Origin of the sequence: Haloarcula sediminis, assembly GCF_035656455.1 — an archaeon.
Lineage (GTDB): Archaea > Halobacteriota > Halobacteria > Halobacteriales > Haloarculaceae > Haloarcula > Haloarcula sediminis.
In genome coordinates this window covers 363312-386645 of the sequence record NZ_JAYMGA010000001.1, presented here as the reverse complement: position 1 = coordinate 386645, position 23334 = coordinate 363312, and the positions used below count along the sequence as shown (strand labels likewise).

Annotated in this window: 23 protein-coding genes; 10 read left to right on the top strand and 13 right to left on the bottom strand. The window is 65.1% G+C overall.

The features are described from left to right. Nucleotides 1-370 precede the first annotated feature (370 nt). From VJ162_RS02060 to VJ162_RS02035, 6 genes are all read right to left on the bottom strand, one after another. On the bottom strand, nt 371-895 hold the full coding sequence (locus VJ162_RS02060; RefSeq protein ID WP_324662060.1) for a DUF7344 domain-containing protein: 525 nt from the start codon (nt 893-895) through the stop codon (nt 371-373). A gap of 294 nt (nt 896-1189) precedes the next feature. Beyond that, nucleotides 1190-2089 (bottom strand): hypothetical protein, encoded by a 900-nt coding sequence (locus VJ162_RS02055; protein WP_324662059.1) that lies wholly within the window; start codon nt 2087-2089, stop codon nt 1190-1192. Nucleotides 2090-2194: 105 nt separating this feature from the next. After that, complete coding sequence (locus VJ162_RS02050; RefSeq protein ID WP_324662058.1) at nt 2195-3361, bottom strand: hypothetical protein; 1167 nt, start codon at nt 3359-3361, stop codon at nt 2195-2197. Between the two features lie 133 nt (nt 3362-3494). Further along, nucleotides 3495-4325, bottom strand: coding sequence for an MBL fold metallo-hydrolase (locus tag VJ162_RS02045; protein ID WP_324662057.1), 831 nt, complete (start codon nt 4323-4325; stop codon nt 3495-3497). 41 nt (nt 4326-4366) lie between these two features. Then, nucleotides 4367-4786 carry a hypothetical protein gene (locus VJ162_RS02040; protein WP_324662056.1) on the bottom strand — a complete coding sequence of 140 codons (420 nt, stop codon included), beginning with the start codon at nt 4784-4786 and terminating at the stop codon, nt 4367-4369. Nucleotides 4787-4947: 161 nt separating this feature from the next. Then, nucleotides 4948-5346, bottom strand: a complete 399-nt coding sequence (locus VJ162_RS02035; protein ID WP_324662055.1) for a YlbF family regulator — start codon at nt 5344-5346, stop codon at nt 4948-4950. 89 nt (nt 5347-5435) lie between these two features. Between VJ162_RS02035 and VJ162_RS02030 the strand changes: the two genes are divergently transcribed. The 6 genes from VJ162_RS02030 (at nt 5436) to VJ162_RS02005 (ending at nt 11235) form a co-directional block, all read left to right on the top strand. Next, nucleotides 5436-5966 (top strand): hypothetical protein, encoded by a 531-nt coding sequence (locus tag VJ162_RS02030; protein ID WP_324662053.1) that lies wholly within the window; start codon nt 5436-5438, stop codon nt 5964-5966. Nucleotides 5967-6017: 51 nt separating this feature from the next. Further along, nucleotides 6018-7064: a diphthamide biosynthesis enzyme Dph2 gene (dph2, locus tag VJ162_RS02025; protein WP_324662052.1), complete on the top strand. Its 1047-nt coding sequence runs from the start codon at nt 6018-6020 to the stop codon at nt 7062-7064. Nucleotides 7065-7126: 62 nt separating this feature from the next. Further along, nucleotides 7127-9043: a PAS domain-containing sensor histidine kinase gene (locus tag VJ162_RS02020; protein ID WP_324662051.1), complete on the top strand. Its 1917-nt coding sequence runs from the start codon at nt 7127-7129 to the stop codon at nt 9041-9043. After that, a complete protein-coding gene (locus VJ162_RS02015; protein WP_324662050.1) occupies nt 9036-9482 on the top strand; it encodes a response regulator in 447 nt (148 codons plus the stop codon). The genes VJ162_RS02020 and VJ162_RS02015 overlap by 8 nt, the downstream gene beginning before the upstream one ends. Before the next feature lie 2 nt (nt 9483-9484). Beyond that, nucleotides 9485-10558: a hybrid sensor histidine kinase/response regulator gene (locus VJ162_RS02010; RefSeq protein ID WP_324662049.1), complete on the top strand. Its 1074-nt coding sequence runs from the start codon at nt 9485-9487 to the stop codon at nt 10556-10558. A gap of 50 nt (nt 10559-10608) precedes the next feature. Then, complete coding sequence (locus VJ162_RS02005; RefSeq protein WP_324662048.1) at nt 10609-11235, top strand: METTL5 family protein; 627 nt, start codon at nt 10609-10611, stop codon at nt 11233-11235. A gap of 4 nt (nt 11236-11239) precedes the next feature. Here VJ162_RS02005 and VJ162_RS02000 read toward each other — a convergent pair whose 3' ends face one another. Together VJ162_RS02000 and VJ162_RS01995 are read right to left on the bottom strand one after the other, a co-directional pair. Continuing rightward, nucleotides 11240-12871 carry a rhomboid family intramembrane serine protease gene (locus VJ162_RS02000; RefSeq protein WP_324662046.1) on the bottom strand — a complete coding sequence of 544 codons (1632 nt, stop codon included), beginning with the start codon at nt 12869-12871 and terminating at the stop codon, nt 11240-11242. A gap of 59 nt (nt 12872-12930) precedes the next feature. Beyond that, on the bottom strand, nt 12931-13350 hold the full coding sequence (locus VJ162_RS01995; protein ID WP_324662045.1) for a DoxX family protein: 420 nt from the start codon (nt 13348-13350) through the stop codon (nt 12931-12933). Between the two features lie 136 nt (nt 13351-13486). Between VJ162_RS01995 and VJ162_RS01990 the strand changes: the two genes are divergently transcribed. Both VJ162_RS01990 and VJ162_RS01985 read left to right on the top strand, forming a co-directional pair. Continuing rightward, complete coding sequence (locus VJ162_RS01990; RefSeq protein ID WP_324662044.1) at nt 13487-13864, top strand: winged helix-turn-helix transcriptional regulator; 378 nt, start codon at nt 13487-13489, stop codon at nt 13862-13864. Between the two features lie 137 nt (nt 13865-14001). Further along, a complete protein-coding gene (locus VJ162_RS01985) occupies nt 14002-14328 on the top strand; it encodes a DUF5789 family protein (RefSeq protein ID WP_324662043.1) in 327 nt (108 codons plus the stop codon). Between the two features lie 54 nt (nt 14329-14382). Here VJ162_RS01985 and aglJ read toward each other — a convergent pair whose 3' ends face one another. Further along, nucleotides 14383-15396 (bottom strand): S-layer glycoprotein N-glycosyltransferase AglJ, encoded by a 1014-nt coding sequence (gene aglJ / locus VJ162_RS01980; protein WP_324662042.1) that lies wholly within the window; start codon nt 15394-15396, stop codon nt 14383-14385. Nucleotides 15397-16119: 723 nt separating this feature from the next. Between aglJ and VJ162_RS01975 the strand changes: the two genes are divergently transcribed. Further along, nucleotides 16120-16962, top strand: a complete 843-nt coding sequence (locus VJ162_RS01975; RefSeq protein ID WP_324662041.1) for a TrmB family transcriptional regulator — start codon at nt 16120-16122, stop codon at nt 16960-16962. Here the strand turns inward: VJ162_RS01975 and VJ162_RS01970 are convergent. Genes VJ162_RS01970 through VJ162_RS01960 form a run of 3 tightly spaced genes read right to left on the bottom strand, consistent with a single transcriptional unit; the run spans nt 16953 to nt 20631 of the window. Next, nucleotides 16953-18413, bottom strand: coding sequence for a sulfatase-like hydrolase/transferase (locus VJ162_RS01970; protein WP_324662040.1), 1461 nt, complete (start codon nt 18411-18413; stop codon nt 16953-16955). The genes VJ162_RS01975 and VJ162_RS01970 overlap by 10 nt on opposite strands. A 2-nt stretch (nt 18414-18415) precedes the next feature. Next, a complete protein-coding gene (locus VJ162_RS01965) occupies nt 18416-19393 on the bottom strand; it encodes an alkaline phosphatase family protein (RefSeq protein ID WP_324662039.1) in 978 nt (325 codons plus the stop codon). Nucleotides 19394-19449: 56 nt separating this feature from the next. Further along, complete coding sequence (locus VJ162_RS01960) at nt 19450-20631, bottom strand: glycosyltransferase (protein WP_324662037.1); 1182 nt, start codon at nt 20629-20631, stop codon at nt 19450-19452. A 113-nt stretch (nt 20632-20744) separates the two neighbouring features. On the opposite strand from VJ162_RS01960, the gene VJ162_RS01955 reads away from it, so the two are divergent. Beyond that, nucleotides 20745-22145, top strand: a complete 1401-nt coding sequence (locus tag VJ162_RS01955; RefSeq protein ID WP_324662036.1) for an oligosaccharide flippase family protein — start codon at nt 20745-20747, stop codon at nt 22143-22145. Here the strand turns inward: VJ162_RS01955 and VJ162_RS01950 are convergent, their stop codons facing one another. After that, the gene (locus VJ162_RS01950; RefSeq protein ID WP_324662035.1) at nt 22146-23291 is read right to left on the bottom strand and encodes a glycosyltransferase family 4 protein; all 1146 of its coding nucleotides are present in this window, start codon (nt 23289-23291) and stop codon (nt 22146-22148) included. Nucleotides 23292-23334 lie beyond the last annotated feature (43 nt).

The window sequence follows — 23334 nt, the reverse complement described above, 5'->3', positions numbered from 1 at the left end:
GTCACGGACGTTTGATCGCGGTGCGTGTCCGGTCCGTTATCCCTCGTATACCAGCCCGTTACCCGGACAGGGACCGTGCGTCGGGCGGTAGCCGCGTTTCCCGGGATGAAGCCGCCGCCGTGGTATAAAGTACATTCCAGTGGCTATGAGCTCAATTACTAACGGCCCCCACGGAGAGCCCCTCTATGATGCCAGAACACATCACTGAGAGCGAGCTCGAGCGGATGACGGAGTTTGCGAACACGCCGACGTATCTGCGAACGCCCGAGCAGCTGTTGCCGGAGGACGACGACTGATACCGCCGGGTCCCAGTGTGGTAGCGCTCGCTCCTCCGCGGCGTCGAATCGGCTGGGACCGTCCGTCGGTCGCGTCACTCGCGGAACTCCGCTGGGGGTGACTGCTGGCTCCACTCGTATGCCATGTGTGCGATGGTCAGGACCGCGAAGGCCCCGATGATTCCGACTGCGAGAGCGATCTGAGGGATAGCCAGGCCGACGACCGACGCCACGACCAGCAGCGAACTCACCACCGCCAGCCCGAAGTAGTAGAGGTACCAGGCCGGCTCTGAGCCCTGCTCGCCAAGCAGCGGGTCTATCTCGCTCGCCTTCGCGGCGATGGAGACGTCGCCCGACTCCTCGTCGTAGTTGACGAGGCCCGCCTCCGCGAGTTTCGGGAGATGGGTCTGGTACAGGGAGACGTATACGCGTTTTCGCTGCTGGGTCGATAGCTCCTCGACAGTCGTGTCGTTCTCCCAGGCAGCGACGTGCTCCGCCAGGTCGGTCAGCTGAATCGGGTTCGGCTCCGTCCGCAGGAAGTAAAGCACGTACCGTCGCCGGGGGCTACTGAGTATGTCGAAGATGCGATCGCGTGTGAGTTCGGTGTTGTTTTGATCCATCGCATACGTCGCTGTGGTTGCTAGTGGAGCGGTTCCTCGGCCGCTGACGACCGCGCTACGGATAAACCGAGCGCCGGATACCCATTTGTTACAGCGTCGTTACCCGACAGACGGCGGGCATTACCGGCGCCACGGGGCGTAGAAACGAGGTGTACTCGACGTACCTCCCCTCCATGAATTCGCCAGTGGGTCGGACCCGACCGAAGGCGGCGTCCGGGCGGCCGTAAGCGACTGCAAAAGCGCCATCGCGATTACCGCGTGACAGGATGTGCCTACCGCACATCACCCGCCCTATCAGATCGACTGGAGCGCCGTCGCTTCGGGTTCGGCGAACAGCTCCGCGACGCCTTCTGTCGCCGGCGTCCGCTCGGAGCTGTTTTCCAGCAGGACGGTCTCGCTGGGGAACAGCTGCTCGCCCAGCACGAGCCCGTTGTCCCGGGCCGTCGACCCGGTGACGGTGAGATAGACGCCCAGCCCGGTCTCGGCGATAGCCGCCTCCTCCTCCTCCTGCCCGTTCTCGGGGTAGGTGAACGTGATGTCGTCCAGCGCGGCCGTTCCGAGGACGGCCTCGATGAGCCGCTCGTACCGCGGGGAGATACAGAGCTCGCCCGCGTACTGTCGGACGAACGCGCGGTCGAGCGGGCGGTCCTGGCTGTCGGCGACGGTCGGGGTCGCAAGCAGCGTGTGATACACCGTGTCACCGAGTCCGGTCACCACCCGAACGTCGGTGTCCAGCGGGTCGATGCGGTCGTTTATCTCCCCGATGGTCCGCAGTGGGTCGTCCTGCAGTTCGACGACCTCCTCCAGAACGAGGTCGGCGCTGTCAAAGCCCAGGGCGAACTCGTGGGTCCGCAGCGCCCGGAACGGTTCCTCGCGCCCGATGAGCTGGACGTCGCCGCGGTCGGTCGGGACGGTGACGCTGTCGAAGACGACGCGTCGTGGCATCCCGTCGCGGTCGTCCCGCAGGAGCGTGAACTCGGGCCGGGTCGGGTCGTCAAGCTCGGAGTAGTCGGCGAGGCGATGGTAGACGTGGTCGTCGGCGTCCTGGTTCCCCTTGGTCAGGTCCTTCTCGTAGCGCAGCGTCGAGATAATCTCGTCGGCCAGTTCCGTCGTCCCGGTCCTGGCAGCGAGCCGTTCCAGCACGGCTTCGAGGGGGCGACCTTTGCGGGGGACGGCCACTCTGGTCGTCGTCATTACCTCACTCAACCGCCGGCCCGGATAAAACGGGTTCGGTTATACTGCGGGCGACGCGAAGGGAGTCGCTGCCCCAGAAGCCGCGATAGGGGTCGGGCGACGGCCTCAGTTGCTGCCGCCACCGATGACCGAGGAGAGCTGTTCGCGCCACTCCTGGAGCTGGATTATCTCCTCCTCCAGCTCGGAGACCCGGTCGGCCAGCTCCCCGTCGCCGATCTCCGCTCGAACGCTCTCGATTTCCCCCTCCAGATCGTCGAGGTCGCCCTCGATGTTGTCTACGGTCCCCTCGACATCGTCGAGTCCGTCCCCCAGCGAGTCGACCTCGTCGCCCAGCGTGTCTATCTCCTCGGTCGCGGCCTCCGCGGCCGACTTCGCGCTGCCGATCTCGTCTTCGAAGCTGTCGAGTTCGGACTCGAAGGCGTCGAGTCGCTCGTCGAACTCCTCGATTACCTCGTCACCGGTGCCGTTCTCGGCGAGGAACGTCTCCAGGGCGTCCGTGTACGCGCGGAGGTCGGCGATGTCGTTCTGGATACGGTTGATGCGAGCCGTGTTGACACCACTCTCGGACTCGTCGTCCTCGGAGACAGCGTCGAGGGCCCGCTTGAGGAGTTTGACGTCCTGTGCCGAGACGTTGTTCTGGCGTATCTCGTTGGCCATCGCGGCGACCACGTTGTCCGTCGCCGGTGCGTTCTCGCTCTCGCCCCCGTCGTCCGCGCCGTCCGCGTCTTCGGTGTCGGCCCCGCCTTCGGCCGCTGGGGTCCCCTCGTTGTTGGGGTCTTTCAGGTTCAGCGTCTCGATGTCCTCGTCGTCCTCGTCTTCCAGCCCCGGAACGCTGTCGGACTCGCCCGAGATGACGTCCTTGACGGCATCGTTACTGCCGCCGACGAGGTCGGCCTCGTCGGCATCCAGTGGCGGCTCGACGCTCTCTATGGTCGGCTCAGTGAGGAACTTCTCGACGTCGTCGGTCCCCGTCGCCCGGATACCGTACACGGTCGTGTACTCGCTGTCGGCCTCTAGCTCCTTCTCGAAGGTGATGCGGTCGTCGTTGATGTCCCAGAACTCAGAGCCGTACTCCGGGTGAAAGCCCAGGTCCTCGACGGCCACGTCGCCCGGGACAGTGTCGACAAGCCGGAGGGTAACTGCCTCGGAGCGTTGCGATACGACGTTGAACGCGATAGCGGGAACGGGGAACTCGTCAGCCTCGAATCGCTTGGTGACCGTGATCCCATCCGAGGCGACAGTAATCGCCTCATACGCTTGCGAATCACTCATGTATGGTACTCCGTACCCCTCAAGTAATAAAGCTACTCCGGCGCTGTCAGCTCGTGATCGGCTGCCAAGGCCGGCGGTCGACCTGAGCGACGTATACGGGTTCTGTGCCGCGAGGGGCGATACGCTCCCCCTATCAGAGATCGATTCGGTCGCCGATCTCTATCACCCGCAGGGTTTCCGGGTACTCGAAGCTCTTGGCGTGGTTGTGCAGCACCGTCGGCTCCGTCGTCATCCCCTTCCACATGTCCCAGTGGGTCGGGAGCAAGCTGTCGAGCTGGAGTTCGTTGGCCGCCTCGATTATCATGTTCTCGTCGTTGTACCACTTCGTGCGCTTGGGGTCGCCGGTCTCGGAGTCCGGAATCATACCGACCGTGCCAAACGCCAGCACGCCCAGGTCGATGTCGTAGGCCTCGCCGACCGGTTCGAACGCGCCGGGCCGCGCGTCGCCGCCGTGGAAGAAGGTGCCCGAATCGTGTTCGAAGACGAAGGAGACGGGGTGGTCGGCGTCGGGGTCGTTGGCCGGCTCGACGTGGACCGTCAGGTCGCCCAGTTCGAGCGTGTCGCCCTCCGCGACCTCTTCGAGCTGGTCGTCGGTCACCGACCAGTTCCCCGTCCAGTCCTCGTCTTGGATGACCTCGTGACCGCTGTCGGTCGTGTAGTAGGTCGCCCCGGTGGCCGCGAGGATCGGGGCCTGTGACGGGCCGTGGACGTGGTCGGTGTGTTCGTGGGTTCCGAGGACGGCGTCGGCCTCGGTGACATCCGAGGGGTCAAAGGGCACCGGGACCATGCGGACGGTCCGGGGCGGGTCGCCGATACCCAGGTATGGGTCGATAAAGACCGTCGTGCCGCCGCTGGATTTGACGATGAAGCCGTTACAGCCCAGATACCAGAGGGCCAGTCCGTCGGGGTCGGCGTCCTCGACCGCACGCAGGAGCCAGTCCCCCCAGTCAGAGTCGACTGTCATACCGACGACTCCGCAGGGCGGTGGCTAAGGCCTTACGACCCTCACGCGGCCGTCCGGGCGCGACCCATGACCGTAAGCAGGGAGAGAAACAGGACCATCGGAACGTGACAGACGATAATCGCCGTGAGGACGTATCGGAGCTCGGCCCCCCACTGAAAACGGGTCGCAAGTTCGGGGACGGTCCACCACGAGACCGCCGCGAACACGAACGCCAGGTCGACGATGACGGAGTACACGTCGGTCACGGCGAAGAAGAACTCGGTGTACCGCCTGACCCCGTCGCTGGCGAAAAACAGCGCCGCGGTGAGGACGAGCAACACCGTGCCGGCTGTCGCAACCAGAGCGAGGTTCGTAACGACTGCCGACAGCCCGCGGTTCAGATAGAGGAACGGGGGCAGCGACAGGAGGAGATACAGGCTCACGAACGTCGTGATGTCCTTTACCGGATTTACCCCGCCCATGCGTCGAGTCTACTGTCTGGTTTATGTTCAGTCTGTCTATTACTTTCTCCGGGTGGTCGGCAGTTGGTATCGAGAACCGCAGCCGACGTACCCGAGACAGGGGTGTGGCTGGTGGGTGCCGTCGCTACGGCTATACGAAAGAAACGCGAAAAAGTGGCGGTTCAGTCCTGACAGCAGCCGCCGGCCGTCTCGCCGAAGTCGACTTCGAGCTGGTCGGAGACGAGCTCGTTTATCTCCTGGAGGCGGAGTTCGAGCTCGTTTTGCAGTTCGAGGTACTCGCTCATCGAGGCGATGTCGTGGAGTTCCTCCTGGGCCTCTTGGACCTTGCGGAGGTCCTCCTGGGTGGCCTGGCCGGTCTGGCGGGCCATCTGGAACTCCTCGCGGAGCTGTTCGAACTCCTCGATGGCCCGTTGGGCGTCGGCGTCGTTCTCGACTTTTGCCTTCGCCTGCAGGTACTCCTGGTAGACCGGGAGCTGGGCGATGCTCTCGCCGAGTTCGGTCGCGAGCTGGTCGACGTGGTCGTCGTCGATTTCGGTGACGGTCTCGGTCTCGATGCTCATTACCACCGTGTTGGGACTCGTGCGGTATAGGTTTGCCGAAGGGGGAACCTCGGGGCGCCTTATTTGTACCCGGGTGGCAACTGCAGACTATGCAGGTGCTGGACGGGATTGTCTTCGTTGTCGGCCTCCTCCTCTATGTCCTCCTGCTGTTGCTGCTGTCGGCGGGTATCATCGCCGCGATGACCGGCCTCCTCGGACTCGCCGGCGGCGTCCTCTCGGTGCCGCTGCTGTACGTCCTGCCCGACGTTCGGCGGTTCCTGGTGCGGGCCTCCGGCGGGCGACCCGACCAGGCGACGCCGACCTGGCGCGTCGCATTCAGGCCGCGATACCTCCTCCTGTCCGCCGTTTTCGGTATCAGCTACGGGTTCGCTGTCGTGGTGTTACTCGACCCGCTTATCAAGTTTGGGCTGTTCCCCGGGGCCGGCGAGGTCGCCCCCGGCCTAGTCGTGATACCGCTCGTCTTCACCGGCGTGACCACGCTGGTGGCCTACGGCGCCCACCGACTGTCCAGCACGTGGCCGGAGGGCGCGTCGAAACGGGGCGTGTTCGCCCAGTGGCTAGTCTTTGTCGGCGTCGTCACCACGGCGGCGACGGCGGTCGCACTGCTCGTGTGGCTGTGAATCCGGTCGGAAGCGCCGGGGTTATCCCCCTCGAACGGATACAGAGGTCCAATGAGCCAAGAGCGAACCGAGGGGGACCTTCGGAACACCGGCCTCTCGCTGAAACACGACCGCGAGTGGGACTACGAGATCGACCGGATCGTCGAAGCGGTCGAAGAGCGCGACGCCGAGACAGTGGGCCTGCAGTTCCCGGAGGGGCTGAAACGCCGTGGCCCCGCCGTCACCGACGACCTGCGACAGGAACTCCCCGACGACGTGCAGGTGATGATGTCGGGCCAGCCCTGCTATGGCGCCTGTGACTTAGACACCTACATGATGCGCCGGACCGACGTGTTCGTCCACTTCGGCCACTCCCCCATGAAGGAGTCTGACAAGATAATCTACGTGCCGCTGTTTTCCAACGTCGAAGTCACACCCATCATGGAGCAGGCCCGCGAGGAGGAACTCACCGACCCCGACGAGGACCCCGACGTGGGCCTCGTGACGACGGCCCAGCACATGAACAAGTTCGGCGAGATGCGCGAGTGGCTGGAAGACCGGGGCTACACCGTCCACACGCAGCGGGGCGACGAGCGCCTCACCAACGAGGGGCAGGTACTTGGCTGTAACTACGCCAGCGCCGACGTCGACGCCGACCAGATACTCTATGTCGGCGGCGGGAAGTTCCACCCCCTCGGGCTGGCTATGGAACACCCCGACAAGAACGTCGTCATCGCCGACCCCGTCAACAACGCCGTCACCATCGCCGACACCGAGAAGTTCATGAAACAGCGCTACGGCGCGGTCCATCGCGCGATGGACGCCGAGAGCTGGGGCGTCATCTTCTGTACGAAGATCGGACAGGGTCGCTGGGACCAGGCCCAGGAGATCGTCGAGAACAACGACGACGCCTACCTCATCACGATGGACGAGGTCACGCCCGACAGGCTCACGAACTTCGGGATGGACGCCTACGTCAACACCGGCTGTCCGCGCATCACGACCGACGACGGCCCGCAGTTCAAGAAGCCGATGCTCACCCCCGGCGAGTACGAGATAGCCATCGGCGAGAAAGAGCTCGACGAGCTGGAGTTCGACACGTTCCACGGCACCTGGTAGGCCTTTCTCGCCGTTGATAACCGGGGGCGTGCGCATTTGTATATCGCCCGCCCTGATTGCGTATGGCTTCGACAGGGGAGTCTCCCCTCTACCGGGATATCTTCGAGGTGGCCCCGGATCCGATAGTCGTTCACGACGCCGATACCGGGGCCGTCGTCAACTCGAACCCGGCCGCGGCCGAGCTGCTCGGGTTCGACCGAACGGAACTGGTCGGCACGCACGTCGGTGCGTTCAGTCCGCCCGGATACACGACCGAAGACGCGAACGAACTCATACGGGCGGCAGTGTCGTCGGGCCCGAAAACGGTCGAGTGGGCGATCCGGGACGCGGGCGGGGACAAGCGGTGGGTCGAGGTGACCCTGAAGCGGGCGGAGATAGACGACCGGACCCGCGTCGTCGCGTTCTTCCACGAGATCACCGACCGGAAAGACCGGGAGCAAGCGCGTCTGGAGCGCAACGAACAGCTGACCACGCTGATCGATAACCTCCCCGTCGTCGTGTTCACTATCGACCCCGACGGCGTGTTCACCCACTCCGCGGGGAAAGGGTTAGACAGCCTGGGACTGGAACCGGGCGAACTCGAAGGGGTCCCGGTGTTCGAGGTGTACGCCGACTACCCCGACATCATCGAGGCGGCCGAGACCGCCCTGGACGGCGATGAGGTCCGGGTCACCCAGGAGGTCGGCGAGCTGGTGTTCGAGACGTGGTACCGGCCGCTGTTCGACGGCGGGGAGCTCTCTCAGGTCGTCGGCGTCTCCCGGGACATCACGGACCTCAAGCGCCGCGAGGAGCGCGTCGAGGCGCTCAGCGACGCGACGAACGAACTGCTGTACAGCCGCTCTGAGGAGGCCGTCGCCGAGACCGTCACGGGAATCGCACAGCGTATCATCGACCGGCCTCTGGCCGCGATGTGGGCCTACGACGGGAGCGAGGACACCCTCTATCCCATCGGCGCCGCTGGCCCGGCGACCGACGCCGACGCGGACGGACTGTCCCCGATGGGCCCCGGGACCGACGAGCACCGGATATTCCACTCGGGCGAGCCGACCGTCGTCGAGGATTACGGGGAGCTCCCGAATCCGTCGTCACCGGAGACGCCGCTCCGGACGCTGCTCTGTCTCCCGCTCGACGGCCGCGGGATGCTGTGTATCGGCTCCACGGCGATAGCGCCGTTCGACAGCGACGAGCGGTTCCTGCTCGAGATTCTCGCCAGCACGGCGGCCGCCGCGCTGGCCCGCGTCGAGCGGGAGACCGAGCTCAAGGCGAAACAGACCGAACTGGAACGGTCCAACGAGGCGCTCCAGCAGTTTGCCTACATCGCCTCTCACGACCTCCAAGAGCCCCTGCGGATGGTGTCGAGCTACGTCGACCTGCTCGACAGCGAGTACGGCGACGAACTCGACGAGGAGGCCACGGAGTACATGGCCTTTGCCGTCGACGGCGCGAACCGCATGCAGGAGATGGTCGACGCCCTGCTCAGATACTCCCGCGTCGAGACGCAGGCGCGGGAATTCGAGCCGACGGACCCGGCAGAAGTGGTGGCCGAAACGCTGAGCGCCTTGCGGATGCGCCTCGACGAGGTCGGTGCGACCGTCTCCACTGGGTCGTTCCCGGCGGTACGGGCAGACCCCAACCAGCTCGGGCAGGTGTTCCAGAACCTGCTCGAAAACGCCGTCGACTACGCCGACGAGGCGGGCGTCGAGCCCCGCGTCGAGATAGACGCGACCGAGGCCGACGGCATGGTCGAGTTCCGCGTCTCGGACAACGGACCGGGGATTCCGGCCGGGTCCGAGAAGGACATCTTCGAGATATTCAAGCGGGGCGGGGCACACGAGACAGCGGGCACCGGAATCGGGCTCGCCGTCTGTCAGCGAATCGTCCAGCGACACGACGGGCGTATCTGGGCCGAACCGTCCGAGACGGGGGCGGTCTTCAGATTCACGCTCCCCGCCGCGTCGGAGGTGGACGCCGATGAGTGACGGGGACGCGGGGCGGCCGGTCGAGATTCTGCTCGCCGAGGACAACCCCGGCGACGTCAGGCTGACCGAGAAAGCCCTAGAGAAGGGCAGCGTCCTCAACAACCTCCACGTCGTCAACGACGGCGTCGAGGCGATGGCGTTTCTCAGACAGGAGGGGGACCACGGCTCGGCGCCACGTCCCGACCTGTTGTTGCTCGACCTGAACATGCCCCGCATGGACGGGCAGGAGGTCCTCGCGGAGATGAAAGCCGACGAGGAACTGCGTCGCATCCCGGTGGTCGTCCTGACCAGCTCCGCGGCCGAGGAAGACATCGTCGACTCCTACGACCTCCACGCCAACGCCTACCTGACGAAGCCGGTCGACTTCGACGGGTTCGTCGATATCGTCGGCTCCATCGAGGAGTTCTGGCTCTCCGTCGTCAAGCGGCCACCGAGGTGAGTATGTCCGACACCACATCCCGCATGGACGTGTTGCTCGTCGAGGACAACCCCGGCGACGCGAAACTCGTCGCCCACCACCTCGACAGTTCCGACTCCACCCACCTCGTCGACGACATCGGGCTCACCCACCTCGAATCGCTCGGTGCCGTCGAGGAGACCGAAATCGACCGGTACGACGCCCTACTGCTGGATCTGGGGCTGCCCGAATCGACCGGACTGGAGACTCTCGACCGGGCGACCGAACTGGTCACGGACCTGCCGATAATCGTGCTGACCGGGATGCGGGACCGCCAGAAGTCGATGGGCGCCATCGAGCGGGGCGCCCAGGACTACCTCCCGAAATCCGACCTCGACGGGGACCGCCTCGCCCGGACGCTCCGGTACGCCGTGGTTCGGAGCCGCCAGCAGCGGACGCTCCGTCGGCGGCGCGACCAGATGGAATTTTTCAACAGCATCCTCCAGCACGACATGCTAAACGGGATGAACGTCATCCGCGCGCGTGGGGACCTGCTGGCGGACAACCTCGACGGCGACGAACGGGAGTACGCCGAGACGATCGTCGACTGGAGCGACGACATCATCGACCTCACGGAGAAGGTCCGCTCCGTGCTGAAGACGCTTTCGGAGGACGGGATGAACGAGATGCAACGGCGCGATCTCGGCGCGGTGCTCGACGCCGCGGCCGACCGCGCCCGCTCGAAGAGCCCGGCGTGTACGGTGAACAACCACGTGACGGACATGGAGGTCGCGGCCGACGAACTCCTGGAAGACGTCTTCGGAAACCTCTTTCTCAACGCCGTCGAGCACGGCGGCGACGACGTGACTATCGACGTGACCGCGACCGTCGGGGACGTGTTCGTGACGCTCCGGATCGCCGACGACGGCCCGGGGATTTCGCCCGGCCGCCGCCGCCAGGTGTTCGAGCGCGGCCAGAAAGGCTCGGGCTCCTCGGGGACCGGCTTTGGCCTCTACTTCGTCGACTCGATGGTCGAGAGCTACGGGGGCCGCATCTGGATCGAGGAGAGCGACAGCGGCGGCGCGGCCTTTGTCGTCGAACTCCCGCGGACGGAATAACCTCTGGGCATTTGCAAACATTTTTGCATGATTCTGGCGTATTGTCGACGATGCCGACAAAGAGCGCTCTCGCCCAGCAACTCGGTGTGGTCGCCGGCTTTTCCGACCCCCGGGCCGACCTCGAACAGTACCGGACCCCGCCGGAGCTTGCGGCCCACCTGGTCCACAGAGCCGACCTGGAGGGCGACATCCAGGACCGGACGGTCGTCGACCTCGGGTGTGGCACGGGGATGCTCGCACTCGCCGCAGCCCTCCGGGGTCCCGACACCGTCGTCGGCGTGGATATCGACCCTGACCCGCTGTCGACGGCCCGGAAAAACGAGCGGAAGGTCGGCTCAACGACATCCGTCTCGTGGGTGCGGGCCGACGCGACGCGGGTCCCGCTCTGTCCGCCGGTCGACGGGACGACGGTGGTGATGAACCCGCCTTTCGGTGCGCAGTCGGGCAACGAACACGCCGACCGGGCGTTCCTGGCGACCGCCGCCGAGCTATCGGGCGTCTCCTACTCGCTGCACAACGCCGGCAGCGAGGCGTTCGTCGAGTCGTTCGTGGCCGACAACGGCGGCGAGGTCACCCACGCCTTCGCCGCCGAGTTCGAGGTCCCCCACCAGTTCGACTTCCACGACGACGAGTCCCGGAGTATCGACGCCGAACTCTACCGCATCGAGTGGCGCTAACCCGCTAGTTCCCCGCCCGGGCCACCACGACCCGCGTCCCGTTGCCGGCGGCGTACAGCCGCGACCGGTTGCGCTCGAAGGTGAGACCGCCGATATCCCGACTCGATATGTTTTCCGGCACCGGGCCGCGGTCGACGGTCGACCCGTTCCGGCTGACCGCTATCTCGAAGCCGCCCCCGTCCGGCCGAAGCGTGAGGTTGCGTCCCGCGATACGACCGTCTATCGTCGATGGCTCGGAGGTGTAGACGGTCCGGGCCCGCTCGCCGCGACGTGCCAGCGAGACGCTGTAGACGCTGTCGTTGCCCGCGACCGACCAGCTTTGCCGGTCTACCTGTACCGTCTCGCGCCAGCCCACACCGCCGACGACCACGGTCGCGTCCCCCTGGAGATCCAGCCGCGACCGGGAGACCGCGACGGTCCATATCTCGCGGTCGGCGCTGGCGACGACCACGCCGCTTTCCGTGATGTTCCCCCGGGCCGTCGGCGGGAGGGGCATGCTGTCGACGTAGGCGTTCCGGACATCCTCCTGATAGGTGACGACGTAGTCGCGGACTTCGACCCCGTCCTCCGGGAGGTCGCCGGTATCGAGGGCGGCCCCGTTCGCCGGCACCGACGCGAGACAGAGGGCCGCGAGCGCGACCACGAGCGCAAACCCGGCCACCGAGGGCCACCCGCCGTCGAAGGCCGGGAACGCCCGCCTGTCGGTGTACAGCGTCGCGGCCGAGACCAGCACCGCAAGCAGGAGTACCAGCGCGGTGCCGAGCCAGCGAAACAGCGTGAACCGGCCGCCGCCGACCGGGATGTACACCGCCCAGAGACCCTGGACCACGGCGAACACCAGCGTCGCGAAGAAGACCCTGTCCGGCCCAGGGCGCTCCGAGCGGGCCCGCAACAGCGCCGTCCCGAGGAAGACGCCGGCCAGCAGCCCGATGGCGTGGCCCTGGATGGCGATGTTCGCCCACCCCGGCGTGACGTACTGGACGCTGCCGCCGACGGTCGGCTCCGGCGACCGCAGCGCCGTGTACACGAGGTCGATGATCCGGCTCCCCAGAAGCGCCCCCAGGAAGAGCGAGGGGCGGGTCACCAGCGCGAAGCCGGCCAGCGCAAACACCACGCCGGAGAAGCCGACGATGGGCCCCAGGGCGAACACGCCGGTGAAGACGCCGACGGCGATCATCACGACCGGGACGACCAGTATCCGGGCGAAGGGGTTCGTCCGCAGTGACCCGAACGAGGACTCGCCGCGCCGCTGGGGGTAGTGGCTCCAGACGTACTCGACGACCGTCCCGTAGACAAGCGTCCCCAGCAGATTCCCCGTGACGTGACCGAGGCTCCCGTGTGTGAACGGCCCCGCGAGCATCCCCAGCGGGTAGTAGTACGACCACGTCCGGAACGGGGTCACGAGCAGCTCCGAGTGCCAGTAGGCGCCCTGGACGAAGAGATAGACCGCAAGAACGCCGGCTATCGTCAGCAGCGTCCCCCACGGTACACCGAGCAACAGGCGCCCGCGAAGTCCCGCGACGAGCCCGGGCCCGACCAGCCGCCGGACGGCGACCCACGTCGCGAGGACAGCGAAGACGACGACCAGCGGTCGGACCGGCACAGCGGCGAGGAGTGCAGCCGGCGACTGGAACATTCAGGCAAACATCGACACCGGGGGGGTTTGAAATTGGCGACCGCCGACGCCTCGACAGCCTAGAACGCGCCCAGACCCAGGCTGTAGGGCCAGGCCGTCCCGGCGAGAGAGAGCAGGGCGAGAGCGCCGCCCGCCATCGCGACGTTTTTCAGGAACTGAGTCATCTCGTCTTGCTGTTGTTCCTCGGGCACGGCCCAGAAGCCATGCATCGCGACGGCCGAGACCAGCAGGAAGACCGCCAGTGCCCCCGCCGCGACGACCGGGTAGGCACCGACGATGATGAGGAGGCCGCTGAACACGAGCAGTCCGCCGCTGCCGTAGACCGACGCCGCCGGCGCGGGCAGGCCCTTCGCCTCGGCGTAGGGTATCATCCCTTCGGCGCCCGTGAAGTGGTTCAGGCCCATAAAGGCTAGTACGCCGCCAAAGAGGAGCCGCGCGAGGAGGAAGAGCTCGGCCGCACCGGCCGTCTCGAAGGCCATCAGGCCGACACCTGCCGTCCGAGGGGTGATACGTGTCGATCCGTCGATACCGCGAATGGTGGTTTCATTACGTTACTTGGTTCGGATGCGAACCTATATATCGCTTCCCGGACAAAGAGGATACCAGATCACACCGATGTCATCAGAACTCTTCGCAGACGAGGCCGAGACGAACGACGGCGCCTGTCCGGTCGTCGAGTCCATCGAACAGGTCGGGTCGAAGTGGCGACTGGTCGTCCTCCACGAACTCCAGAACGGCGAGCGCCGGTTCAACGAACTCAAGCGAGCCACGGACGCCAGTTCCCGCACGCTCTCGCGCGTGCTCGACGACCTTCAGGAGACCGGCTTCGTCGAGCGCCGGCTGGAGGAGGACGCGCCGGTCGCGACGTACTACCGGCTCACCCCCAAGGGCGAGTCGCTCTGTCCGGTGTTCGACGAGATAACCGCGTGGGCCGAGGAGTGGCTCTCGTCCTGCGAGCAGTCGTCGAACGCCCGCGATAGCGCCGACGACTGATACTGGTGGCTGTACCTTCGTAGAGATATTCGCGGTGGCGAAGTACGTCAGTTTGTTAGGGCCACCAGTATGAACCGCGCTCGCGAAGACCGCGTCGAACACAGCCTTTTCCATCCCGAAGCCCCTCACTCCGGACAATGGGAGTACAGCCACCGACCGACGACACCGAGGAGCCGACCGCTATCGAGTTCGGCATCGCGGCGCTCGACGCCAAGCTCGGCGAGGAGACCATCGACTACCCCGCCACCGCCCGCGAGGTGCGCGAGCAGGCGGGCCACATCGAGGTGCCGTACAACTCCGCCGGCCACAGCATAACTGTCGGAGAGGCCCTCGAAATGGCGACAGAGACCCGGTTTGACTCCGAGCAGGAGCTGTTCAACGCCTTACACCCCACGTTCGAGCGCAAGCGGCAAGCGGCCTCGAACAGCCTGCTGACACAGCTACGGGCGCTTGTCCCGTTCTGAATCGCCGCGCCGGTCGGTGGGGCCGCGACCGGTATCTCGGTCGCCACGGCTCTGTCACTTCTCGGGCGCCGGCGCGTCCGTGTCGCCGTCCGGCGTCGGCTCGTCCGACCCGTCGCCGGACTGCCGGGCGCCCCGTCGCTCCTCGCTCAGTCGATTGGCGAGGGTTTCGAGTTGCTGTGTCTGTTCACGGCTCACCGTCACGATCATATCGGAGAGGACACCGAACATCAGCAACTGGATACCCAACACGACGGCGATACCGCCAACGGTGGCGATGACCTCGTGGGAGATGCCCCTGACGAACCACTCGTAGATGACGTAGACACCCAGCACCGCCCCGACACCGATGGTGGATACGCCGACGCTACCGAAGTAAAAGAGCGGGTTGTTCGTCTTGGCCATCCGGTACAGCGTCACGATGATGAGTCCACCGTCCCGGACCGGGCGGAGGTTCGTCTCCGATTCCTCGGGCCGGGGCAGGTACGTTATCGGGACGACGACCGTTCTGATACCGTGTTTGACACACTCGACGGCCATCTCTGTCTCGATGCCAAAGCCCTCGGCCGACAGCGAGAGCCGCAGGAACGACTCGCGGGTGAACGCGCGATAGCCGCTGAGGATGTCGGCGTAGTCGTGGCCGTGGATGAGCGAGAACGCGCCGTTGATGATGCGGTTGCCAACTTGGTTGAGCCGCGTCATCGCGCCGGGCCGCATGTCGGCAAAGCGGTTACCGATGACGTGTTCGGCCCGCCCGTCGAACAGCGGTTCGAGCATCCGGTCGGCCTCCTCGGCCCGGTAGGTCTCGTCGGCGTCGGCCATCAGCACGTAGGGCGCCTCGACGTGTCGGCGAACGGCCTCGCGGACGGCCTGGCCCTTCCCCTCGCCAGACTGCTCGACGACGCGAGCCCCGGCCGCCTCGGCGAGTTCGTAGGTGTCGTCGTCGCTGCCCCCGTCGACGACGAGGACGTTCTCGAACCCCTGCTCGCGGAACCCCTCGACGACGGACCCGATAGTCGCGGCCTCGTTGTAGGCTGGGAGCAACACGCAGACGTCGTCACGGTCGGCCATTGTCGAACGTCTGCCACGCGCACTCAAATAACTGCGGGTCCTCGCAAACGCGAGCGGTGCTCTCGGCTCCGACTGCTTGACCCGCTAGCGTCTGTCGTTCTCTCCGCCACTCACACTACACTCTTGGAAGCCCTCACCCACTCGACCCGGCTGTGCGGGATATCCTCGCTGCGCTCGGATAGTGCCCGCGCAGCCGGGTCGACCGCGTTCGCCCTTCCAGTCCGCCAGGCTCTCCGCCGTCAACCTGCCCTTCCCCGACTCAGCCGATGAAACGGCTTCGCGGCCGGGAGTGCGCTCTGTCGCACGACTCGGGGAAGGGTAGGCTATCCCTGGTGGACTGAAAGGGCGAGCAGTCGAGGGCTTTCGGGGTATGAGCAAATGCGGGGGAAGAGATTGCTAGCGAGCAGTCGAGGGCTTTCGGGGCGGTGAAGAGTCTGATTGCAGCGGTAGGAACAGCTGGCGAACAGCCCCAGAGTGGCTCTGCGAGCCGATCGAACACGACCGGCAGAAGTGGGTCCCCGTTACTCCTCGCGGTCGTCGCTCATGTGTTCCCAGACCTCGACACAGCCACAGCCGTCCTCGACGTCCTGCAGGTGTGCGTCGTCGCGCTCGCGGCTCTCGGACTTCTGGTTACTCACGTTGCGAGTAACTATTCTGAGCAATCAATAAATACTTTCCGGCGCCTCCCGCGCGTTTTACGTAGCGGGTCGTAAAGGGGAGAGTATGACCGAAGCGTCCGACGTGTTCGACCGCGTTGGGCTGACCGAGTACGAGACGACGGCCATCGAGCAGTTGCTGGCGCTGGGGCGAACCACCGCCCCCAATCTGGCCGAGGCGACCGGCATCCCCAAGGCCCGCATCTACGGCGTGCTGGAGTCGCTGGCTGACCGCGGGTTCATCAAGGTGATTCCCGGCCGGCCCAAGGAGTACCAGCCCAAAGCGCCCGACGAGATACTCGACCGGGCCGTCGAGAACAGCCGCCAGTCCTACGAGTCCTTCGCGGCCGACATCGAGGCCAGCCGAGACGACTTCCTGGCCGAGTACGAGCCACAGTTCGAGCGGGCCAGCGAGGACATCTCGCCGACCGCCGAACTGTTCCACGTCGTCGACGTGGGCGAGCCAAGCGAACGCGAAACTCGCCGGCTCTACGGCGACGCCGAGGAGACGCTTGGCATCATCACCAACAGTTTCGCGTATCTGGACAGCGTTATCGGGGCGCTAGAGGGGGCCGTCGACCGCGGCGTCGACGTATCTGTGCTCTTTCTCCATCCCGACGCGTTACCGGCGGAGAAGGCAGCCGTGCAGGCGGAGATGGTCGAACGACTGGCGACGGAGTTGCCTGAGGTCGGGGTTCGGTTTAGCACGGAGAAACTGCCGTGGCGCGGGACGCTGGTGGACCCGAGCATGGACTACGACGGCGGCGAGGCGATTTTGCTAGTGGAGGAGCCCGACGTGCCAAACCACATGCGCCAGGCGGCGTTGACGGAGAACGGCTCTTTTGTCGCGGGGATGAAGCGGTACTTCGACCTGGTGTGGGAGTACGAGAGCACGGCGACTCAGACGTAGCCGAGGTCTTCGAGACGGTCGTAAGTACCCTCGTCTAAGTCTTCGAGGCTCTCGCCGTCGGTCCTGACATCCAGCTTGGACAGCTCGTCGAACACCTCGTCGACGCGACCGTCGTCGGTCCGGGCGATGCGATAGGCGGTCTGTGGGTCCCGGCTGTGTATCGTCGCCGCGGTGTCACGGACCCGGCAGTATTTCACCACGACGCCGGCGTCTTCGTCGTAGTCGAAGACGGCACGCTTGTCGTCGAGCCACGGTGAGAGGTCCGAGACGTAGTCGCTGGCACGCCGCTGGAGCGGTTTGTCCAGCCCGACCGCAGTGGCGACCACTGGCTCATCGGGGCAGGACCCGGCCGACGGGGACGCTCCCTCGCGGACGGCGTTTACCACGTCCGGGAACGCCGTCAGCGTCGCCGGGCGTTCGACCCGGCGGGGCTCGGTCTGGCCTGGCTGTCTGACAAGCAGCGGGACGTGGACCACGGCGTCGTGGATAGCGACGCCGTGTTCGGCGATTCGAACGCTGTCCTGGAGCCGGCTCGGCTCGCCGAACCCCTCTCCGTGGTCGCTCGTGATAACGAGCAAGGTGTCATCGAGGTCGCCGCGGCGCTTGAGCGCGGCGACCAGCCGCTCCAGTTCGGCGTCCATCTGTCTGATAGCACCGTCGTACAGCGACTCGACGGCCTTCTTTTGCCACCAGGGGTTCTGGCCGCCGTGGAACACCCACTTCTGGTCTTCGAAGGCTGACTGCAGCCCGCTGGCCTTCGAGCCGCCCCACAGGTCGTGTTCCGCGGCGGGCTCGTATGGGATGTGAGCGTCCATTAGATTGACACAGGCCGCCCACGGGCCGTCGCTGTCCCCGCTCCACTCTAGGAACGCGTCGACGTAGACATCGGCAGGCGTCGAGGCAGTGACACACCCAGGCAGATAGCGCATGTAGTCCGACTGGAGTTTCGTGGCGACGCCGTTGGCGAGCGAGCGGACCGGGTGGTCACTGGCCAGCGCCGTCTTGACGAACTCGGCGTAGTTGCCCTGGCCCTCGTTCGAGACGAACTCGTGTGGGTTCACGCCGTCCGGGAACGGAACGTTCCGTGCGCCGACGACTGTGTCGAACCCGTCCTTTAGTCCGACGTCAACCGCTGTCAGCCAGTCGATCTCGGTGAAGATGCCGGTGTCGTACCCCTCGGCGCGGAGCTTGTGAAAGACCGACACCGTCGGGTCGAGTCGCTCGGCCGCCGAGACGACGCCGTGCTCGTCGACATGGAGCCCAGAAAAGATGCTCGCGTGGCTCGTGACACTCCGGGCACCGGGCGCACGCGCCTGTTCGTACAGTGTCGCCCGCTCAGCGGCGAACGACTCGAGGAACGGCGTCGTCTCGTTTACGTGTCCGTAGGCGCTGAGATTCTGCGCACGGGCGCTGTCGAGGATAACCAGGAGGATGTTCGGGTCGCTCGACATGGCTACATATACCCGAGGTCTTCAAGATGTTCCCTGACTTCGGCTCCCGACCGGTCGCCGTCCGCCGACGCCGTGGGCCGTGGTGTCGACATGTGGTCGTTTTCGTCGAGTTCGGCTTCGATTGCCGCCCGGATATCGACGACGCTCTCGATGGCGTCGACCATGTCGGTGTCGGTCCCCGCGACCATCGCCTCGTCGGTGTGGACGCCGTCCTGTAAGCCGTGGTCACTGACTAGGAGCAGTTCGTCGTCATCGCCGAGGTCGTCCCGGACATCGCCGACGAACTCGTTGAGTTCCTCGTAGGCACGGTCCTGCAGCGAGGGCTGTTCATACGCGACGTGCCCGATGAGATCGAGCCCACTCGTGTAAGCGAACACAAGTTCGTGCCGTCCCCCTCTGAGCGCACGGCGTGCGCGGGCGAGGCGAACCATCGACATCTCTAGGCACTGCTCGTAAAACAACCCTGGGTCCGTCGAGGAGTGCCCGCCCTTCGCTTCGAGGTCCCGCTCGAAGAGGTCTCCGAGGTCCCGCCGGAGGCTATGTTCGCGGTCCTCCGTATCTGGGTCGACCACGTAGTTTGGGATGCCGATGGGTGCCGCCTTGTGGCCGTCAAAGACCGTCGTCAACCCGTTCTCCTCGTAGTAGGTCGCCGGAATTCGGAACGCGTCCTGTTCGGTGTTGTTCAGAAGCCATGCCCCAAGACGCGTCTGGAGCCCCGACGGGAGGAGGTAGTCCGCAGCAGCGCTGCCAAACCGGAGGACCGGGCTCTCCCAGGCGACGCCGTCATCAAGCGTGATACCGTGTTCCGACGGCGTGAGGCCGGTGATTATTGTCGGCCAGAGCTCGTGCGTGCTAGGTCCACCCTCGACGCTCCGTATCGTCTCGATAGGTCGGTGGTCGGTGAGCGTCAGGTTCGGATGCGCGGTCGAGTCAACTAGCTCTGGGTCGAGTGCATCGATACCCAGCACGAGGAGGACCATATCTACTCCGAACGTATCAGTCAGTGATTTAAGACCTTTCGATGCTCGCGGTACGCTTACCCGACAAGTGACCGATACACGTCGAGGTACTCCTCGGCGATTTTCCGCCAGTCGTACTTCTCCTCGATGCGGTCCCGTGCCTGCCTGGCTATCTGTTTCGTGAGGTCGTAATCCGAGAGCAGCGTGGTGACGGCGTCCGCGATTGGCTCGGGTGACTCTATTGGAACGACGAACCCCTCCTCCCCCTCTCGGACCATCTCGCGCGCCCCGGAGATGTCGGTGACGACCACCGGACAGCCGGCCGCCATCGCCTCCAGACGCACAAGCGAGAAGCTTTCTGACCGGGACGGATGGACGAAGGCGCGCGCCCGCGAGAGGTGATCTCGGACGACAGCCTGGTCGACGTACCCGTGGAAGGTGACGTTCTCCGATAGGTCGAGCCGCTCGACCTGTGCGCGCAGTTCGTCTTCTAGCGGGCCGTCGCCGAAGACGTTGAGGTGAACGTCCGGGTGTTCCCGCCGGATGATGTCAAGTGCCTCGAAGAGGACGTCGTACCCCTTCCGTTCCCGGAGGCTCCCGATAGCTACCAGCTCCGTCGTGTTGTCGGGCTCGCTGTACTCGAAGAAGTCCGGGTCGACACCGAGCGGTATCGTCCGGAGCTTCGACTCGTCGACGAACTCGCTGTACACCTCCCGGGCCTCCTCATGAACGACGATGACCCGGTCCGCGGTCTCTAGCGTCCGCTGGAACAGGTCCATCCGAGGTGGGTCAAAAACGACATCCCGCGTCGCGTCGACAGCCGAATGCAACGGATCCGTAAGCGATCGCGAGAGGTCCGACCCGACCCACGACGACAGCATCCGGTTGAACTCCTCGGCCATAATCGCGTGTCCCGCCTGACAGGGGCCGACGACGACCGGTACCTCCCCCTGCAGACCCGAGACCAGGAGCGGATTGAACCACCGGTAGCTGAGGTTCATGTGGTGGTAGATGTCCACGGGTCCCTGACGCAGCTCCCGCAGGAGCGTCCGGTATAATTTCGCGTAGAACACGATCCTGTTCGAGCCGCCCAGCGGGTGTACAGTGACGTTATTCGGGTCGACCGGGTCCGAAACCGTCCGCGTGTACGTATCGACGGTAAAGCGGTCGTCGTGGAGGTTGTTCAGGAGGTTGTAGCTCTTCCCGTATTCGTCGTTGTGCATATCCGCTTTGGTCGGCCCGACGAGAACCCGCGGCATGGGTGGTGATGGAGTAGTCGCAGATAAAACCGTTGTGTCTGTCGACAGCCCGTCCAGCGGATAGAACCGAGACGGAGAACATAATAACCCAACAGAAAAACAGGGCGTGTACGATGGACATAGACCGGGCGAGCGTCACCATTTACGCCTCGAATCTCCTTTTGAGTCTCCTGGGATTCGTCGGCACCGCCTACTTCGCGCAAACGCTTGGCGGGACAGTGCTCGGGATTTTCTTCACGTTCGACGCCGTGATGAGCGTCGTCGAGACGGCGACCCGGTTAGGTGTCGATACGGGCATCGAGAAGCGGATGAGCGAGGCCGGTCAGGAGCGTCGGGGTGCGTACCTGACTGCCGGCTATCTGATAACGCTCGTGCCGATATGCATCGTCGCGGCGCTGCTTTTCCTGTTCAGGGACTGGGTCACCACCTACATCGGTGTCGCGATCGTCCCGCTGCTCGTGGTCCTCATCGTCTCCAGCACCGGGCGCTGGCTTATCGGCGCGGCTCTCCGCGGTGAGGGGGCGGTAGCACGGGCCTCCGTCATCGAGCTGGTCGGGGAAGCAGTCAGAGTGGTGACGAGCGTCGCCCTCATCGCGGTCGGCTACGAGGTCTTCGCGCTCCTGTATGGCGTCCTCGTCGGTATCCTGTTCAAATTCGTCGTGTTCTACTTCTCGTTGTCGAGCGACATTGTCTGGCCGACGATGGACACCGTCAGGGACCTGTGGGGGTTCTCGAAGTTCACGTCGTTCAACAGCGTGAGTTCCCTGGCGTACAACTGGGCCGACACGCTAGTGCTTGCGTACTTCGCCTCGAAGAGTGCTGTCGCGGTGTACGAGGCATCGTGGAAGGTCAGCGTCGTCGCGGTCATGGCCAGCCAGGCACTAAGTCGAGCAGTGTTTCCGTCCATCAGCGAGTGGGCGTCCCGCGGGGAGTACGGCCGTATCGAGACGGCACTGAGCGAGGGGTTCACCTACGGCCTCTTGCTCGTCATCCCGGCCGTGGTTGGCGTGACGATACTCGCCGAGCCGTTCATGCAACTCGTCTACGACTTCGAGACGGGCGGGCTTATTCTCGTGCTCCTGATGGCCGAAAAACTCCTGCAGGCTCCGAAAATACTGATTCAGCGAACGCTCACTGGTATCGGAAAGCCAAACCTCGTGTTCCGGACGGCCGCGCTGACCCTCGTCGCGAACGTCGTTTTGAATCTGTTGCTCGTCCCGGAACTCGGGTCAGTCGGGGCGGCGGCGGCGACGATAACGACAGTGAGCATCGCGCTCGTCGTCCAGATCGTATACCTCCGACAGTTCATCACCGTGACGGCAAACTGGCGCGCCCTCGGCAGACAGACGGTGACGGCGCTGGCGATGGGTGTAGTCGTGTACGCGGCGGCGACCGTCCTGCCGCCGTCGACGCTCATGACGCTCGGCGGCCTCATCGCGCTTGGCGTGGTGGCGTACGGCCTCGGCATGGCGACGGACCGCGAAATCAGGGAACGCGTGTTACAGATGGTGTAGCTACCGACAACACGCGGTGAGTACCGACCGATACCGCTCACAGGCCGCCTCGAAACTGTACTCGGCCTCTATCAGGTCGCGTCCGTTCTCGCTGATGCTGTCTAGGTCGTCCCGCTCCAAAATATCGAGTACCGTTTCCCGGAGAGCCGCCGGCTCCCGTGAGTCAAGCAGGAAGCCAGTCTCACCGCTACGGACGACATCGGGGACGCCCGAGACCGGTGAGGCCAGTACGGGCGTCCCGCAGGCCAGCGCCTCCAGAATCGTCGTCGGCAGTCCCTCCGTCGGCTGTGACGGCAACACGAGCAGCGAGAGGTCGTTCAGTTGCTCTGGAACGTCGTTGTGATCCACCCAGCCGGTGAGTTCGACCTGCCCGCATTCGATTTCCGCCGTGAGTTCGGTTTCGAGCCACCCCCGGAGGTCGCCGTCACCGATAAACCGGAAGGTCACGTCGGCTGGAAGGTCGGCGGCGACGGAGGCGAGCTCCCGAATGCCTTTCTCCTCATCGATCCGGCCGAGGAATCCGACGACACGGTCACGGTCGGCGTAAGGCCGACGCACCCGGAACTCGTCCGTGCGAACGTAGCGCGCTCCAATCGGATACACCGTCGGCGCTTCCGGATGCAGGTCAAGTTGGCGGGCCATTTCCGGCGTGTAGGTGACGACGCCGTGGGCCGTGGCGAACCCGGTCCGTTCCAGCGCACGCACCACCCCGGCGAGCCCGGCAGCCACCCTGTCGGGCAGTCGCTGTTTCCAGTTCAGACGGAGCGTCAACGGCACGTCACCGCGTGGTTCGACGAGGACAGTCTTCCCGAGCAGGCGGGCCATGACGATTGGGAGTAGGTAGGAGGTCGCGCCGAAAAACAGGACCACGTCCTCGTCTCGGTCGGCGATGACCCGGCACATCCGGAGTTGATTCAGCAGGAACCGGACCGCGGCGGTAACGACGGACTCGCCGGCGCTCTTTCGGGTCAGTTCGATGAGTTCGTGCCGGTCGCGTATTTCCGAATCCGCGGGCAGGTCGGCCGTCACGAGCGAGACAGACGTGATGGCAGAGAGGATATCGAGCAGGCTCCGCGTAGCGTTCTCACCAGCGGCGGCCAGGGGATGGGTCACAACGCAGACGCTCGGGAGTGGGTCCTCACTCACGGCTTTCAACCTCGCTTATCCTCACGGTTGTCTCGCCCCGTTC

Coding starts and splice junctions, on each gene's coding strand:
- VJ162_RS02060 (WP_324662060.1), bottom strand. CDS start 895: ATGGATCAAAACAACACCGAACTCACACGCGATCGCATCTTCGACATA.
- VJ162_RS02055 (WP_324662059.1), bottom strand. CDS start 2,089: ATGACGACGACCAGAGTGGCCGTCCCCCGCAAAGGTCGCCCCCTCGAA.
- VJ162_RS02050 (WP_324662058.1), bottom strand. CDS start 3,361: ATGAGTGATTCGCAAGCGTATGAGGCGATTACTGTCGCCTCGGATGGG.
- VJ162_RS02045 (WP_324662057.1), bottom strand. CDS start 4,325: ATGACAGTCGACTCTGACTGGGGGGACTGGCTCCTGCGTGCGGTCGAG.
- VJ162_RS02040 (WP_324662056.1), bottom strand. CDS start 4,786: ATGGGCGGGGTAAATCCGGTAAAGGACATCACGACGTTCGTGAGCCTG.
- VJ162_RS02035 (WP_324662055.1), bottom strand. CDS start 5,346: ATGAGCATCGAGACCGAGACCGTCACCGAAATCGACGACGACCACGTC.
- VJ162_RS02030 (WP_324662053.1), top strand. CDS start 5,436: ATGCAGGTGCTGGACGGGATTGTCTTCGTTGTCGGCCTCCTCCTCTAT.
- dph2 (WP_324662052.1), top strand. CDS start 6,018: ATGAGCCAAGAGCGAACCGAGGGGGACCTTCGGAACACCGGCCTCTCG.
- VJ162_RS02020 (WP_324662051.1), top strand. CDS start 7,127: ATGGCTTCGACAGGGGAGTCTCCCCTCTACCGGGATATCTTCGAGGTG.
- VJ162_RS02015 (WP_324662050.1), top strand. CDS start 9,036: ATGAGTGACGGGGACGCGGGGCGGCCGGTCGAGATTCTGCTCGCCGAG.
- VJ162_RS02010 (WP_324662049.1), top strand. CDS start 9,485: ATGTCCGACACCACATCCCGCATGGACGTGTTGCTCGTCGAGGACAAC.
- VJ162_RS02005 (WP_324662048.1), top strand. CDS start 10,609: ATGCCGACAAAGAGCGCTCTCGCCCAGCAACTCGGTGTGGTCGCCGGC.
- VJ162_RS02000 (WP_324662046.1), bottom strand. CDS start 12,871: ATGTTCCAGTCGCCGGCTGCACTCCTCGCCGCTGTGCCGGTCCGACCG.
- VJ162_RS01995 (WP_324662045.1), bottom strand. CDS start 13,350: ATGGCCTTCGAGACGGCCGGTGCGGCCGAGCTCTTCCTCCTCGCGCGG.
- VJ162_RS01990 (WP_324662044.1), top strand. CDS start 13,487: ATGTCATCAGAACTCTTCGCAGACGAGGCCGAGACGAACGACGGCGCC.
- VJ162_RS01985 (WP_324662043.1), top strand. CDS start 14,002: ATGGGAGTACAGCCACCGACCGACGACACCGAGGAGCCGACCGCTATC.
- aglJ (WP_324662042.1), bottom strand. CDS start 15,396: ATGGCCGACCGTGACGACGTCTGCGTGTTGCTCCCAGCCTACAACGAG.
- VJ162_RS01975 (WP_324662041.1), top strand. CDS start 16,120: ATGACCGAAGCGTCCGACGTGTTCGACCGCGTTGGGCTGACCGAGTAC.
- VJ162_RS01970 (WP_324662040.1), bottom strand. CDS start 18,413: ATGTCGAGCGACCCGAACATCCTCCTGGTTATCCTCGACAGCGCCCGT.
- VJ162_RS01965 (WP_324662039.1), bottom strand. CDS start 19,393: ATGGTCCTCCTCGTGCTGGGTATCGATGCACTCGACCCAGAGCTAGTT.
- VJ162_RS01960 (WP_324662037.1), bottom strand. CDS start 20,631: ATGCCGCGGGTTCTCGTCGGGCCGACCAAAGCGGATATGCACAACGAC.
- VJ162_RS01955 (WP_324662036.1), top strand. CDS start 20,745: ATGGACATAGACCGGGCGAGCGTCACCATTTACGCCTCGAATCTCCTT.